The 15240-nt window shown below is 65.0% G+C and carries 10 protein-coding genes and 1 other RNA gene; 4 read left to right on the top strand and 7 right to left on the bottom strand.

Features of this window, described 5'->3' with window-relative positions:
* Positions 1-24 precede the first annotated feature (24 nt).
* Positions 25-1986 carry a DNA polymerase III subunit gamma/tau gene (gene dnaX / locus E0702_RS02835; protein ID WP_132041439.1) on the bottom strand — a complete coding sequence of 654 codons (1962 nt, stop codon included), beginning with the start codon at positions 1984-1986 and terminating at the stop codon, positions 25-27.
* Between the two features lie 159 nt (positions 1987-2145).
* Between dnaX and E0702_RS02830 the strand changes: the two genes are divergently transcribed.
* On the top strand, positions 2146-3111 hold the full coding sequence (locus tag E0702_RS02830) for a DNA-binding protein (RefSeq protein ID WP_165927465.1): 966 nt from the start codon (positions 2146-2148) through the stop codon (positions 3109-3111).
* Here E0702_RS02830 and E0702_RS02825 read toward each other — a convergent pair.
* The 5 genes from E0702_RS02825 to ffs form a co-directional block, all read right to left on the bottom strand.
* On the bottom strand, positions 3108-4154 hold the full coding sequence (locus tag E0702_RS02825; protein ID WP_132041437.1) for a histone deacetylase family protein: 1047 nt from the start codon (positions 4152-4154) through the stop codon (positions 3108-3110). The genes E0702_RS02830 and E0702_RS02825 overlap by 4 nt on opposite strands.
* Positions 4155-4165: 11 nt before the next feature.
* Positions 4166-4960, bottom strand: coding sequence for an ABC transporter ATP-binding protein (locus E0702_RS02820; RefSeq protein WP_132041436.1), 795 nt, complete (start codon positions 4958-4960; stop codon positions 4166-4168).
* Entirely contained in the window at positions 4957-5838 is an 882-nt protein-coding gene (locus tag E0702_RS02815; protein WP_132041435.1) for an ABC transporter permease, read from the bottom strand. Before E0702_RS02815 ends, E0702_RS02820 begins: the two co-directional genes overlap by 4 nt.
* Positions 5838-6800 (bottom strand): ABC transporter substrate-binding protein, encoded by a 963-nt coding sequence (locus tag E0702_RS02810; protein WP_237561895.1) that lies wholly within the window; start codon positions 6798-6800, stop codon positions 5838-5840. Before E0702_RS02810 ends, E0702_RS02815 begins: the two co-directional genes overlap by 1 nt.
* Positions 6801-7101: 301 nt before the next feature.
* Positions 7102-7198: signal recognition particle sRNA small type (gene ffs / locus E0702_RS02805), an RNA gene on the bottom strand.
* 269 nt (positions 7199-7467) lie between these two features.
* On the opposite strand from ffs, the gene E0702_RS02800 reads away from it, so the two are divergent.
* From E0702_RS02800 to E0702_RS02790, 3 genes are all read left to right on the top strand, one after another.
* Positions 7468-8691, top strand: coding sequence for an ATP-grasp domain-containing protein (locus E0702_RS02800; protein ID WP_132041434.1), 1224 nt, complete (start codon positions 7468-7470; stop codon positions 8689-8691).
* A 102-nt stretch (positions 8692-8793) separates the two neighbouring features.
* Entirely contained in the window at positions 8794-10845 is a 2052-nt protein-coding gene (locus tag E0702_RS02795; RefSeq protein ID WP_132041433.1) for a hypothetical protein, read from the top strand.
* A gap of 117 nt (positions 10846-10962) precedes the next feature.
* Positions 10963-11727: a TlyA family RNA methyltransferase gene (locus E0702_RS02790; RefSeq protein ID WP_132041432.1), complete on the top strand. Its 765-nt coding sequence runs from the start codon at positions 10963-10965 to the stop codon at positions 11725-11727.
* Between the two features lie 18 nt (positions 11728-11745).
* Here E0702_RS02790 and mscK read toward each other — a convergent pair whose 3' ends face one another.
* Entirely contained in the window at positions 11746-15234 is a 3489-nt protein-coding gene (mscK, locus tag E0702_RS02785; RefSeq protein WP_439952320.1) for a mechanosensitive channel MscK, read from the bottom strand.
* Positions 15235-15240: the final 6 nt, after the last annotated feature.

The following is a 15240-nucleotide window of genomic DNA, read 5'->3' as shown; positions in this document are numbered from 1 at the left end:
TCATCTAGTGATGTAAATAGTCGTCTAGTTTAGGTCGCCGGCGGGTTTCACCGTGGACTCGATCAGGCGGGCTCCGAAGACCCGCTGCAGCTGCTGTACATGGGGATCACTCCCCAGCGCCTCAACCGCCCTGGCGTGGCGCTGCGCGGCCAGACGCTCGGCCTGCTGACGAGGAGTCTCGACACTCGCCGGGATCTCGCCCTCCTCGACCTCCAGCCGCCGCGTGATGCCGTACTCGGCCAGGGCCTGCTGCATACGCTCGATATGGATCTCGGCGCGCATGGCGGAGAGCGTCGGATCGAGGCGCAGCCACAGCCGCTCGCCATCATCCTTCTCCACCACACAGCCAGCGGCCAGATTGCGTGTCAGCCCCCCCAGACCCAGCGTCTCGAAGCACGCCAACCAGTCCGAGTGGCTGAAATGACCATTCGTCTCGTCTGACACCACTGCCGGGGCGGGTTCCTCGTTTGACACCGCTACCGAGTCGGGTTTCTCGGCAACGGGAACCGAGACCGGCTCCGGTTCCGGCTCCGCATCGCCTGATGGGGGCGCTTCCTGTGCCATCGAGTGGGATTCGGCCGGCCGCGAGACCTCAGACGGCCTTTCCTCCCCCAAGGAGTGAGGTGTCGCTGCGAACTCAGCCGGTGACGGCGCCTGCGATGCAGCAGGGAATTCCGGTTCAGGCGCGGGCTCTGCCTCGACCCATGGCGGCGGTGGCGCCGTCGACTCGGCAGGAGGCTCACTCGATGGCGAGGGATGGCGAGGCGCCTCGGACTTGCCCCCGCCCTCCTGACTACCGGCAGGTGGGGCGTCGCTCCCCTGGGGCGTGCCACCCTCGGAGTTGCCACGCAGCGGCAGGGGCGTCGTCGCCGGCCTCGGCACGCCCTGGGGACGGAAGGCCAGCATGCGCAGCAGGGTCATCTCCAGCGCGGTGCGTAGATCAGGCGCACTGGCCATGTCGCCACGCCCCTGGATGCCGATCTGGTAATAGAGCTGCACATCCTCGGCGGTAAACCGCGAGGCGAGAGCCAGCAGCGCCTCGCGATCGCCCTGGGCATTGTCCAGGGCCTCGGGCACCATCTGGGCGATGGCCAGCCGATGCAGCACGCCGGTCACCTCGTCGAGCACGCCGGCGAAGTCCGGGGCATGCTCGGCCAGGTTGCCCACTTCGGCGAGCAGTCGAGCGGCATCCACATCGGCCAGCGCCTCGACCAGGGCCAGCACATGATGCTGATCCAGGGTGCCCAGCATGGCTGCCACGTCGGCATGCTCGACCCGCCCCTGACCGAAGGCGATGGCCTGGTCGGTCAGGCTCATGGCATCACGCATGGACCCCTCGGCGGCCCGCCCGAGCAACCACAGGGCGCTCTCCTCGAAAGGCACCGACTCGGCCGCGAGCACCTTGCCGAGGTGGTCGACGATTCGCTCCGGGGGCATATGCTTGAGGGTAAACTGCAGGCAGCGTGACAGCACCGTGGGAGGCAGCTTCTGCGGATCGGTGGTGGCCAGCAGGAACTTCACATGGGGCGGCGGCTCCTCCAGCGTCTTGAGCAGTGCGTTGAAACTGCTGGTGGAGAGCATGTGCACCTCATCGATCAGGTAGACCTTGTAGCGTCCCTGAGTCGGCGCATACTGCACGTTATCGAGCAGCTCGCGGGTGTCCTCCACCTTGGTACGCGAGGCGGCATCCACCTCGATCAGGTCGACGAAGCGACCCTCGTCGATGGCCAGACAGCTGTCGCACTCGCCACAGGGGGTGGACGTCACCCCCTCGTCACCTCGACCGCCGGCGGTACAGTTGAGACACTTGGCGAGTATTCGCGCCAGGGTGGTCTTGCCCACACCGCGGGTGCCGGTAAACAGGTAGGCGTGGTGCAGCCGTCCCTGATCCAGCGCATTGACCAGCGCACGCTGGACATGTTCCTGACCGACCAGTTCATGGAAGGTGCGCGGTCGCCACTTGCGGGCCAGAACCTGATAGCTCATGCGGCGCGATATCCTTGCGGGAAAACGGAGGCCGGCAGCGCCGGCATGAAGCGCTCATTCTAGCGCCCAGGGGGCGTCGCGGAAAGCGAGCCGGGCTGCCCGGAGCCGTGGGGCTGTGCTAGTGTGGCCCTCATGGATCATTACAGGGACGACGATGCCATGAACCCATCTCGCGATAGCGTACACACCACCTCATCGCTTACCTACGAGCAGGTCGCCGCCGCGGCCGAAAACCTCGAGCATCGCGGCGCCGACCCCACCCTGCAACGGGTGCTGGAGCTGCTCGGCACCGGCTCGCCCAATATCGTCCAGCGCCACCTCAGCGCCTGGCGTGATACCCGTAGCGTGCCCGAACCCTCGGTGCCACGTCTCCCCGCGGCATTGATCGACGCCCTGGAGCGCGAGTTGGCGACCCATGCCAACACCGGGCTGAGCGAGGGTCGACGCCTGGCCGATGAGGCACGCGCCGACGCCACGACCCTGGCCGAGGCCGGCGAGGCCATCGAAAGGCGTAACTACGAACTGACGCAACAACTCGAGGCCACCGAGCGCGCCAGGCAGATGGCCGATGAGCGCGCCAACACCCTGCTGGCCGAGCGTGACCGCCTGCGCGACGAGCTGGAACGTGAACGGCAGCTGGCCCATAAGGCCCAGCAGACACTCGCCGAGCAGCGCCAGCAGGTGGCCCTGCTGCGTGAACAGCTGGAGGAGGCACAGCAGGCACGCCTGACCACCGAACGCGGGGCCCGCGCCAGCGAGGAAGAGTGCATCAAGGCAGAGCGCGCCCAGGCGGTGGCCGAAAGCCAGCGCGATGGCGCCCTCGAGCAGGCACGTGAAAAGACTGAACAGATCGTGCAGCTCAAGCAGGAGATGCAGGAGGAGCGTGCCCGCCAGCGCCAGGAGATCACCGAGATGCGCGCCGAGCAGAAGGCGCGCCTGGATGCCGTGGAGCGCTCCAGGCAGGAGGCCCAGAAGCATGCCCAGGAGGCCCTGCAACGCGCCACCAAGGCGGAAATACGGGCCGAGGCGCTGCAGGCCACCCAGAGCGCCCTCAAGTCACGCATGGACGCCATGCAGGTCCAGCAGCGCCAGCACGGCCGGCAGACACAGACCGAGCGGGCTTAACCCCGCTCGACAACCCCGGACGTCATGCCACTCAGCACATTGGCCACATTGACACCGATCTCCTCCACCGCATAACCGCCCTCCATCAACAACAGGGTCGGCAATCCCAGGGCCCCCAGGCGGCGTCCCATCTCGGTGAAGTCGTCGCTGCTCAGCTTGAAGGCGCTGATCGGGTCGTCCTCGAAGGTGTCCACCCCGAGCGACACGATCAGCAGCTCACAGCCCGTTTCACGGATGCGCTCCTTGGCGGCCTCGAGCACATGGAACCATACCTCGGCACCCGTGCCCTCCGGCAGAGGATAGTTGACGGTATAGCCCGCCCCCTCACCCTCCCCCACTTCGTCTGCGTGGCCCATGAAGTAGGGGAAGCAGGTCATGGGGTCGCCGTGGATCGACACGAACAGCACATCGCTGCGCTGCTCGAAGATCTGCTGGGTGCCGTTGCCGTGGTGGAAGTCCACATCGAGAATGGCGACTCGCGACAACCCCGCATCCAGCGCCCGCTGGGCGGCCACCGCGGCATTGTTGAAGAAGCAGTAGCCACCGAACTGATCGACGGCGGCATGATGCCCCGGCGGACGACACAGGCCGAAGGCCGGCTCGCCTGTGGCCAGCACATGGTCAAGGGCCGAGAGCGCCACATCCTTGCTGGCCTGGGCCGCCTCGAAGGTACCGCCACAGATCGAAGTGTCCGCCCCCAGGGCATAGTGGCCCAGGCGCCCGTCGACACAGCTGGGGATTCGCCGCCCCGGCATGGTGCGAGTCGGCCAGATCCAGGCGATCGCCTCCCCTTCGCGCCCCAGCGCCTGCCAGTCGTCCCAGCAGGTCGCCAGAAAGTCGACATAGTCGGCATCGTGAACCGCCAGCACCGGTGCCAGGCCATGCTCGGCCGGCTCGACTATCTCGGTGAACCCCGCCTTGCGCAGGCCCGCGAGGATCATGTCGACCCGCTCAGGGCACTCCCAGGGCGGCACCAGCTGGCCGCCATCGAGCTCGGTCCGGGCGCGACGCGCCTTGCTCATTTCAGAGTGATAGATACGCATGTCACCTCCCCTCACCCCAGCAGCAGCGAGTCGTCGTCGACCTGCTCACCGCGGGCACGCTCGAATAGTTTGAGCAGGTCGGGCACCTGAAGCCCGGCCCGCTGTTCGCCCTTGACGTCGAAGGCTACCTCGCCCTGATCCATCATGATGGTACGGTGTCCTACATCCAGCGCCTGGCGCATGCTGTGGGTGACCATCAGCGCGGTGAGTCGCTGCTCGCGGATGATGTCGGCGGAGAGCTCCAGCACGAAGCTGGCGATTCTCGGATCCAGGGCCGCGGTGTGCTCGTCGAGAAGCAGAATCTCCATGGGCTGCAGAGCCGCCATCAGCAGGCTGACCGCCTGACGCTGCCCGCCGGAGAGCAGGCCGATGCTGTCGTGGAGGCGATCCTCCAGCCCCAGTCCCAGGCGCGCCAGGTTGTCGCGCAGGCGGCTGCGCAGGCCTCCGTCCAGGGCACGCCCCAGTCGCCGGCGCCGCCCACGAGCGAAGGCCAGCGCCATGTTCTCCTCGAGGGTCAGGGTGCCGCAGGTACCGGCCAGCGGATCCTGGTAGACGCGCGCCACCAGGTCGGCACGCTTGAAGGCCGACAACCGCGTGACGTCGCGTCCGCCGATCAGCACCCGCCCCGGTTGGGCGATGACCTCCCCGGCCAGTACATTGAGCAGCGTCGACTTGCCCGCGCCATTGCCACCGATCACGGTGACGAACTCGCCCTCGTCGATGACCAGATCGATCCCCTTGAGCACATGATTCTCGAGCGGCGTGCCGGGGTTGAAGGTGACGTGGATATCCTGAAGTTCGATCATGCGACACGCCTCTTGCGTTTGAACCGCGGCAGCACCAGCGCGAAGCCGACCAGCAGGGCCGTCACCAGGTTGAGATCCTGGGCCTTGAGGCCGATGAAGTCGGCATTGAGCGCCACCGCCACCATCAGGCGATAGAGGATGGAGCCGAAGATGCATGCCAGGGTAGCCATCAGGATGGTGCGCCCGGGGATCAGCGACTGCCCCCCGATGACCGCCGCCAGACCCACCACGATGGTACCCACCCCCATGGTCACGTCGGCGCTGCCCTGGCTCTGGGCAAACAGCGCACCTCCCAACGCCACCAGGGCGTTGGAGAGTGCCATGCCGGAGAGCACCATCACCGAGGTGTTGATGCCGTTGCCCGAGGCCATGCGCGCGTTCTCTCCGGTGGCACGCATGGCGAGCCCCACCTCGCTGTTGAGGAAGCGGTTGAGCAGGACCGTCACCACCGCCAGGCCGACGAGGATCGCCAGCGGAAAGACGACATAGCGACTGAACGGCAGCGACTCCAGCGGCGTGAAGATGGTGTCATCGGTCAGCAGCGCGATATTGGGTCGCCCCATCACCCGCAGGTTGATCGAATAGAGCGCGATCATCGACAGGATCGAGGCCAGCAGATTGAGGATCTTGAGCTTCACCGCCATCCAGGCGGTCACCGTGCCGGCCATGGCACCGGCGACCACCGCCAGGGCGGTTCCCACCCAGGGGTTGCCGCCGCCCACGATCCATACCGCCGCCACGGCAGCCCCCAGTGGGAAGCTGCCGTCGACGGTCAGGTCGGGAAAGTCCAGAACGCGGAAGGAGAGATAGACACCTAACGCCACGAAACCGAAGATGAGGCCAAGTTCGATGGCCCCCAGAAAGGCTATAAGACTCATTACTCGAAGATCTCGACCGCCTGTTCCTCGAACTCGGCCGGGATCTCGTAGCCGATCTGCTCGGCGGCATCTCGGTTCAGGATCAGCTCGAGCTTCTCGACGGTGCCTACCGGCAGATCACCGGCCTTCTCGCCACCCAGGATGTCAGCGATCATCGCGCCGGTCTGGCGTCCCATGTCGTAGTAGCTGAAGCCCAGCGAGGCCAGGGCGCCACGCTCGACGGAGGAGTTGTCGCCGGTAAATACCGGGATATCGGCGTCGTAGCCGACCTTGAGTACGCTCTCCAGGGCCGAGACCACGGTGTTGTCCACCGGTACGTAGATGGCATCGGCACGCCCGGCCAGGCTACGTGCGGCCCCCATCACCTCGGAGGTGCGCGAGGCGGTCACCTCGACCAGTTCGAATCCCAGCTCCGGCGCCATCGCATTGAGCTTCTCGGCCTGGGAGACGGAGTTTGCCTCACCGGGGTTATAGACCACCCCCAGCCGCTTGGCCTCGGGGAACATGTCGCGGATCAGCTGCAGCTGCGCCTGCAGGGGGGGGGCATCCACCACCCCGGTGATGTTGGCACCGGGAGCCTCCATGTCGCTTACCAGCTTGGCGATCAGCGGGTCGGTGACGGCGGTGAAGACGATGGGGGTATCATCCTGCAGGGCCGACGCCGCGGCCTGGGCCGAAGGCGTGCTGATCGCCAGCACCAGGTCCGGGCGATCACCGGCGAACTTGCGTGCGATCTGCGCGGCGATAGAGGTGTCGCCCTGGGCGTTCTGGAAGTCGACCTCGAGGTTATCGCCCTCCACATAGCCGCGCTCGGCGAGCTCATCCAGCGCTCCCTGACGGCTGGCATCCAGGGCCGGATGTTCGACGATCTGGGTGATGCCCAGGTTGACGGTCTCGGCCTGTGCTACCCCTGCCACCAGCATGGAGCCCAGCACCGCGGAGAGAATTCGACGCCGCATCATGATGTTCCCTCTTCTTGGTATTGATGAGTTATTCGTATTGATAAATTGTTGCGTTCGAGACGCGATTGAGCGGCCTTGGCAAGGCCGAGGCTGCACCTTAGCGCGCTTCGCGGCCAGGGCCAATACGACCTTCCAACGAACGGCCGTTTGGCAATCACACAACAGGTTACTATCCCACAACGTAGGTGTTGACGAGACCAAGGATCGCGAGAGGTAGAAAAAGGAGACAGGAGAAAAAACGAGGGGAGAAGAAGAGGCTCAGGCGCAGATCCAGCCACCGGTCCGTCTGAAATGGAGGCGGCCCCGACAGCCACATCCCGGCACACGCGTCCACCACTACCGTTGCTCCCTTCCGGGCCTGGCGGGGTTTGCGGCTTAGCGTTGCGGGAGGACCGACGGGGCCACCACAGCGTAACATCGCGAGGATGTCGGCTCGGTCGGAGGCGATAGGCATGTGTTACCACCAGCGCCTCGTTCGAGTGCGGGCGCACTATAGCAGCGTGCTACGAGGCAAGCAAGGGTCACGGTCGTGACAAGGCGTTAATTCCGCACGGATGTCGGTCAGCGCCCGGTGATGTAGGATGAGGGTACACCTTCCTTACGTCATCATCTCTACAAGCAAACGTTGGGGGAGGCTTACTCCATCGCCAATAACAGGAGGCGCCGCATGAAGAAGGATCCAAACAAGGGCTATATCGCTCTGCTGGGCTGGAGCCTGAACGCCATCGAAGCCGCCGAGAATTTCGACCGACGCTATGTCGTGGTGGCGCCCGACTGGGCAGAGGAGTATTGCCAAAAACATGATATCCCCTATGTGCCTTGGAACTTCGAGCGTCTGAATGATCGCTCCATGGAGATCGCCGAGACACTCAAGGAGATGGGCGTCAACGTGGCCATCCCGCTCTTCGAAGAGACCGTGGAGTGGGCGGGGGCAATCAACTCGGTGCTGCTCGACAACCCGCGTCTCTATGGGCAGTCGCTACTGCTGCGCGACAAGGCGCTGATGAAACGCCGCGCCCAGCTCGGTGGCATCCGCGTCGGCATCTTTGAGGAGGCCCACGACAAGGACGACGTCATCCGCTTTTTGAAGCGGGTCAACCAGACCCTGCTCAAGCTCGACGGCGACCCCAACGATCCCATTCACCTCAAGGCGTTCGACAAGGCCGGCTGCCTCGGTCATCGGGTCATCCGTACCCCTGACGAGGTCGATACCATCCCCGAGGAGGAGTTCCCGGTGCTGATGGAGTCTCACCTTGATGGTTGGGAGTTTGCGGTCGAGGCGTGGATCCATGACGGCAAGATCGTCTTCCTCAATATCTCCGAGTACGTGACCCTGGGGTATTCGGTGTTCGTGCCGGCCTCGCCGGAACTGGAGAAGTACCGCCCCCAGATCACCGCCCAGATCGAAAAGCTGATCAAGGCCTTCGACATCGAGTTTGGCCTGATCCACCCCGAGTACTTCGTCACCAATGACGGCGAGATGTACTTCGGCGAGGTGGCCTACCGTCCGCCGGGCTTCAAGGTCTTCGAGCTGCTCGAGCGGGTCTACGGCTTCAATGCCTACCAGGCCTCGATGCTGGTGTTCGATCCCAAGAGCACGCCGGACGAGGTCGCCGAGTTCTTCCCCAGGGAGGTCGAGGACGCCGATGGCTACGCCGGCTGCTTCGGGGTATACCCGCGGCTTCGCGTGGTCAGCAAGCTGGAGATTCCAGAAGAGGTCGAGGATGACCCCTACTTCGAATCCCACGAGCTCACGCCGCCGCTGGAGGAAACGGTCACCAAGCGTACCGCCTTCGGCACGCACTGGGGGCTGGTCTACTTCAAGGGTGACGAAGCGGCACGCATGAAGGAGCTGCTCAAGCACCTGGAAGAGCTCGACTTCTATGTGTGAACTGAGGTCTCAACCAATGCCTCAACCAGGGCGTTAGCTTGATTTCCTCGCACGATCTAGGCGTCATGGGAAGCCATGACGACCTAACGACAAGGAGTCAGCGTGACAACGCATGACGACACTCAAGCGGGTGGCGGTACCACGCCACCCGACGATACCAAGCTTCAGCTTCTGCTGGAAAAATTCGACGCGGCGATCACTCTGCTGGAAGAGGCGCGCGACTTCGCCAAGCCCGGCAAACTACCCCGGGTACTCGATACCGCGCGCCGCGTGCTGCTTCAGGAGGGCGGTGCCGCCGCCGTCGAGGCGCGCGCCCAGCGGCTGGAACAGGCCGGCGTCTTCACCGGCTCCGACTGGGAGACCCCCCAGTATCTGGTTCCTACCCTCACCACCCATGCACTGAAGAGTGCCGATCCCAACGTCGTGGTGATCGAGACACTCAGTGAGCTGCGCCTTCTGGCGATCGCCAAGGGTGAGTATCTTCATCCCGTGGTCTCCGCGGAACAGGCACACCATTATCTGACCCAGACGATGGCCATCAACCTGTGGCTGCTGTTCGGCGCCCCCAGCGAAGCCGAACGCGAAACCCAGGGCCGGCTCGCCCAGGTGCCCCGTCACCTATTTCGCCATCTGGCCGAGCGTATCGGCTATGAACATATCATCGATCGCCTGATCGCCGAGATCTGGCGAATCCTCGAACAGCGCCCGATCCAGGTCGGGCCGGTCAAGCAGATGATCACCCAGATCGCCATCTGTCAGGCCGACCCGACGATCGATCTGGGCGCCAGCGGCCAGGGAGCCGACCGCCTGGTCAGCTCGCTGTTCGGCCCTACCCGCGCCAGTCGCGAGGACCCCGGCCTGGAGGTCTACCGCGAGCGACTGGCCAGCATGGATGCGACCGCCTTGCAGGGTGAAGCCACCGGCTTCGCCCGTGCGATGCACGACACCGGCCTGGTCTCCCCTTACCATCCCGTGCTGCTGCGCCACCTGCTGGAGCACAACGACCACCTGCTGGCAGAGGCGCTGGGCCTCTCCTCCACCGGCCGAGACTGCCTGCTCTGCTATCGCGAGCTGGTGTCGGCGCTGATTCGTGGTGGCGTACACTCTGCCACCCCCCAGGCCGCCTACGGCCTGGCCTTGATGCTCGAGCGCGGCATCCTCTATCAACCCCCGGTCGCACCGGCCATGTGGCGCCAGTTGAGCCTGTCGCTTTCGGAGTGGTCCAAGGCGAGACTCAACCTGGCCTTCGGCGAGGCCGTCTCGCCGCGCGCTCGACTGCTCGAGGGCGTACTGTGCATGCTCGGTCAGCCGCTGGGTATCGGCCAAGGCAACAACCCGACCTGTCAATCCGCCCGTGCGCTCTCGATCTGGGCCTACAACGACCCCGACTACCTGCTGCAGATGGTAGCCTGGGCGGCCCGGGACGACGAGATCATCATGCACTTCGAAGGCATGCCGCTCTCCTCGATGGCCAGCCTATCGGGGGTGGCCCAGAGCCTGCCCATGGACCTCGATCCGGTATCGCTGATCGTGGTGCCCCATCTGGACCGCATCTATGCCGAGATGGGTCGACGCTGCATCGGCCGCGAGGGAGACCCTCACCGCTGGGTCAACCCGGAGTTCCACGGCTGGTGGTCGGGACGCGGCTTTCGCATCAATGTCGACGTGGCCACCGGCCAGATCCAGGACCTGGACGCCTTCCTGCGGCACTTCTATGCCAGCTATCACCCCTACTACAACGGCAATCAGCCGCTGATTCACCCTCAGCCCGTCGGCATTGCGGTCACCGACAGCGCCGCCCGCTTTATCGGCTGGCATGCCATCACCATACTGCGGGTCAACCTCGACCCCTCCGAGGTGATGCGCGTCTACTTCTTCAACCCCAACAATGACAGCGGCCAGGACTGGGGTGACGGCATCCAGGTCAGCACCGCCGACCATGGCGAGCGCTTCGGCGAGTCCTCCCTGCCCTTCGATCAGTTCGCCTCGCGGCTCTATATTTTCCATTACGACCCGCTGGAGCGCGGTGAGCTGGCCGAGGTCAGTCAGAGCGAGCTGGACCGGGTCGCCGACTACCTCTATCGCAGCTGGGGGGCCGACCGCATCTCATCCACCGATCTGCAAGCCGCCGAGGGGCCGGGCAACTCGCCGTGATGCCGGCGCCGTGGGGGTCGCTCACCCAGCAGCCGCCTAAAAACGGCGGCTCTCCCGAGGCTGCAACGGAGACTCTCCGCTGGCTATAATGGCGCCCTTTTCCCGCCCGGAGCCCCCATGCCTCGCCTCGACCTGCTGCTCGTTACCCAGGGCCTGGCCCGTTCACGCACCCGCGCCCAGCGACTGATTCGCCATGGCCGGGTGAGCCTCGCCGGGACCGGTCGAATACTGACCAAGCCGGGAGAGAAGCTGCCGGAAGATACCCGGCTAACGGTGGCGGATGATCCGGAGGAGCGCTATGTGTCCCGGGCGGGGCTAAAGCTGGAAGCGGTCATCCAGGCGCTGGGGCTCTATCTGGAGGATCAGCTGGTGCTGGATGTGGGGCAATCCACCGGCGGTTTCACCGACTGCGCCCTGGCCCATGGCGCTCGACACGTGATCGGTATCGAGGTGGGGCATGACCAGCTCGACCCTAGCCTGCGCGATGACTCCCGCGTCACCTGCCTGGAGGGGCTGAACGCCCGCGCCATGGCCTCGGATGCACGACTGACGAAGGTCCTGGCCGCCCAGCGGGCAGGTGCCCCTGACCTGGCCGTGATGGATGTCTCCTTTATCTCCCAGACACTGATCCTGCCCGAGCTCGCCTCCCTGCTGGCCACTGGCGGACGCCTGATCAGCCTGGTCAAGCCACAGTTCGAGGTCGGGCCCGGCGGGGTCGACTCCCAGGGAGTGGTTCGTGACGCCGCTCGCTATGCCGAGGTGGAGGCACGCATTCGCCAGTGCTGCCAGGACGCCAATCTGCTCATCCAGCACTGGCAGGAGAGCCCGATACGGGGCGGCGACGGCAACCGCGAGTTCCTGCTTTACGCCGTACGCGGCTGAGTGCCAAGGCCATGCGACTCAGCGCCCACCGCTATCCGCTTCCCCATCCAGGCCGCCCTCGCCCGCATCATCGGCATCCCCCGTCTCGATGTCTCCCGGATCACCGTAGGCCCCGGGGGGCGGGTGGCGTTCAACCAGCCGGGCGGAATCTCGGCGCTCGACCCTGCGCTCCACGCCATCGACGGCACGGTGCAGTCGTACATCGAGCTGATTGAAGGCGATCTCGACGCCATGCTCGGCAAACAGCTCGCCGACCCGCGAGTTGATCTCGTCGGTGGCAAATAGTCGGTCCCCCAGGGCATTGACGAAGATACGCAGCTCGAAGTTTAGGGTGCTCGCCCCATACGCGACGAAAAAGACCTGGGGCTCCGGGTCGGCCAACACTCGTGCATTCTCCTCGGCCGCCTGGCGCAGCAGGCGATGCACCAACTGAGGTGCGGAGCCGTAGGCCACCCCATAGCTAAGCACCACTCGAGTCACGGTATCCGAGAGCGACCAGTTGATCAGTTGATCGGTGACGAAGGTCCGATTGGGAATGATGATCTCCTTGTTATCGAAGTCGGTCACCGTGGTGGCGCGAATGCGGATACGACTCACCGTACCGGTAAGGTTGCCCAGGGTTACGGTATCGCCGATACGCACGGGGCGTTCGAAGAGAATGATCAACCCCGAGACGAAGTTGGCGAAGATCTCCTGCAGCCCGAAGCCTAGCCCCACGCCCAACGCCGCCACCAGCCACTGCAGCTTGTCCCACGACACCCCCAGGGTTCCCAGGAATGACACCAGGCCGGTGCCGATAATGGTATAGGTGAGCAGCGAGGTGATGGCGTAGGCGCTACCCTGCTTGAGCTCCAGACGCGACAATACACTGACCTCCAGCAATCCCGGCAGGTTGCGTGCCAGCATCATGGTCAGCGCCACGATCAGCAGCGCCGTGAAGACGTCCGCCACCGTCAAGGCGTCGGTAACCAGGTCGTCGCCTTCCTCGCCCCAGATCGCCACCGTCTCCAGATAACCCAGCACGGTCAGCAGGTCGGCCCACACCAGGTAGAACAGCAACACGAAGCCGATCAACAGGATCAGCTTTGAGAGGCGTAACGACTGCTGATTGATCTGCTCCATGTCGAGTGGTGGTTCCTCGACAACCTCGGGACCGCCTTCGGCCCCCTCCTTCCCCTCTGCTCGCCGCCGCGCCAGTGCCCGACGAAACGCCAGACGACGCGCCGCTACCGCCAGTCCTCGCACTACCGCCGCCTCGACCAGGATCCATAGACCCAACAGATAGAGCGTGATCACGAAGCGGCCAACCAGGCTCAGCGCAGTATATTCGAACCCGCTCACCACCAGCCCGATCAGGACCAGTGGCACAGCCGCCATCGCCAGCCCAAGCACCAAGCGAAACAGCTTGATCCCGAAGAACGGCGCATGGGCCATGATCAGCCGCGCCATCTTCACGCTCATCACCAGCAGGCCCAGCAATAGAAGGCCCAGCGCCAGCGGGCGGTTGCTTAGGCCGAACTCCGACTCACGGGCCAGAGTGGCGATCCCCAGCACCGGCACCAGGGTGATACCCAGCCAACCCAGTTGTCGATAGAGGCGCAGGGCGTAGTCTGCTGGCCAGTGGAAGTGGGTCGTGGCCACCCCATCGGAGACCAGCAATCGACGCGACCAGGCCACCACCCCCCAGGCCAGGGAGATCTCCAGCCCGGCCTTGCCCAACGCCTGGGCGGTGCTATCCCCACCGACAAGCAGCGCCAGGCTGGCCGCCGTCAGCAGCAGGGGACCCGGTGCGGCCATCAGCGCATTGAGCAATATCGCCAGCGGCGTATGCAGTTGGGTATCACTGCGCAGTCGCCCGATCTGCTCATGCAGCTCGGCCAGGCGCGCCTGGATGCGCCGACGCTTCCATAGCAGGCCAATTGCCAGCAGGAGGGGCAGCAGTCCCGTGAAGGCGCCCGTCGTGGGAAGACTCCAGGTGGTGGGCAAGGCCTGCCGCCACTCGCCTTCACGCCACTCCAGGGCAAGATTGTCGGGTAGCTGGCGCAGCCAGGCGAGCCCCAGCGGGCGCGTGCTGGCGACCCAGAACAGCTGCTCGTCGATGGTGGCGCGCAGGCCCTGTGTCGTCTCCCTAAGCTGCTGCTGATTGAGCTGCAACTCGATGGCCGAGCTCAGCAAGCTTCCGTAGATCTGCTCGAGACGATCGACCAGCTCACGCCGCGACTGGTACAGCCGTTTCAGGGAGTCGATCAGTGCTTCGCTGCTCGCCACCCCGGCCTCCTGCAGACGCTGCCTCGCCAGACGCTCTCCATCGCGCAGCTGATCACGCTGATTCGCCAGATCGAACTGGCGAAGACGCAGATCGGCGATCTCATCCTGCAGATCGCGTCGCGTGGTGACCTGGGGCAGTGCGCGCCGCTGTTCACGCAGGATGCGCGCCAGCAGCGTCGAGCCACGGATCGCCTCGATCTGCTCGTTGAGACTACGTTCCAGCTGGCGCACCTGATCAAGCTGGCTACGCAGCGTGAGGTTGTCACGCACCAGTACACTGCTGCGATCATTGGCGCGCAGCAGCTCCTGACTAAGGGCACGGTTCACCTGCTGAGCACTCGCCAGCACCGGGTGTCCCTCTTCCAGGAGCGGATCGTCTCTTACCGCATCGGCAATGGCCTGCTCGGAGGCCAGCCGTCGCTTGCGCTCGATGACATTCTGCAACAACGCAAGCTTCGCCTCATGGCGTGACTGCTGCCGCGACAGCAGCTCCTGACGCTGCTGATCCAGATCGCGCAGGCGGGTATTGGTGCCCAGTTCGCGCTGATGATAGAGCAGCCGCGCTTCGGCCAGGGCACGAGCCACCTGGCGTCGCCAGCGCCTGGGGTCATCCGCGGGAATATCGTTGACATCCAACTCGTCGAGATCGCGCCTCGCCTGCTCGACCCGACGCATCGATTCGGCGATGGCCTGCTGAGCGCGTTCGGGCAGGGTCTGAGCCGTCAGCAGCTGCGCGTTGACCTCGGCGAGGCGATCCTGAAGACGCTGCAGCTCCACAACCGCTCGCTGCTGGCGTGCTTCCAGTGCTTCGAGGGTGAGCTCATCCAGCTCGGTGGCAGTCGCACGATCGGTGGCGGCTTCATCTTCCAGCTCACGCTCCAGACGCAGCAGCACTTCGGGCGCCTGATCCACTCGCGTCTCTAGCGCTTCTCGGCGCTTCTCGACCTCGCCCAGGGCATCAAGGTCGGCGAGTGTCGCGTTGAGAAGCTCGATCGTGGCCTGCTCCTCACCGGAAGGGGCAGCCTCACCGGCGCTCTCCTCCAGGGCCGTCAGCCTTTCCTCTACGGCGGCCCGTTCGGGCAACGGCGTCTGCTGGGCCAGAGCCGGCCATGCCATGGCCAGCAGCAGCCACCCCAACACGCCCCATCTCAGTAACCAGCAGGCCGCTGAGTATCCTCTGTCCTGCCTGGCACTTCCCGCTGTTGCCGTCCTCACGCCCCTCTCCCGTTGCGTTTTCATGGCTGT

It is taken from the genome of Halomonas marinisediminis (assembly GCF_004347715.1).
Classification (GTDB): domain Bacteria; phylum Pseudomonadota; class Gammaproteobacteria; order Pseudomonadales; family Halomonadaceae; genus Halomonas; species Halomonas icarae.
The sequence above is the reverse complement of the archived record's forward strand: the minus strand, read 5'-3'. Positions and strand labels throughout refer to the sequence as shown.

Coding starts and splice junctions, on each gene's coding strand:
- dnaX (WP_132041439.1), bottom strand. CDS start 1,986: ATGAGCTATCAGGTTCTGGCCCGCAAGTGGCGACCGCGCACCTTCCAT.
- E0702_RS02830 (WP_165927465.1), top strand. CDS start 2,146: ATGAACCCATCTCGCGATAGCGTACACACCACCTCATCGCTTACCTAC.
- E0702_RS02825 (WP_132041437.1), bottom strand. CDS start 4,154: ATGCGTATCTATCACTCTGAAATGAGCAAGGCGCGTCGCGCCCGGACC.
- E0702_RS02820 (WP_132041436.1), bottom strand. CDS start 4,960: ATGATCGAACTTCAGGATATCCACGTCACCTTCAACCCCGGCACGCCG.
- E0702_RS02815 (WP_132041435.1), bottom strand. CDS start 5,838: ATGAGTCTTATAGCCTTTCTGGGGGCCATCGAACTTGGCCTCATCTTC.
- E0702_RS02810 (WP_237561895.1), bottom strand. CDS start 6,800: ATGATGCGGCGTCGAATTCTCTCCGCGGTGCTGGGCTCCATGCTGGTG.
- E0702_RS02800 (WP_132041434.1), top strand. CDS start 7,468: ATGAAGAAGGATCCAAACAAGGGCTATATCGCTCTGCTGGGCTGGAGC.
- E0702_RS02790 (WP_132041432.1), top strand. CDS start 10,963: ATGCCTCGCCTCGACCTGCTGCTCGTTACCCAGGGCCTGGCCCGTTCA.
- mscK (WP_439952320.1), bottom strand. CDS start 15,234: ATGAAAACGCAACGGGAGAGGGGCGTGAGGACGGCAACAGCGGGAAGT.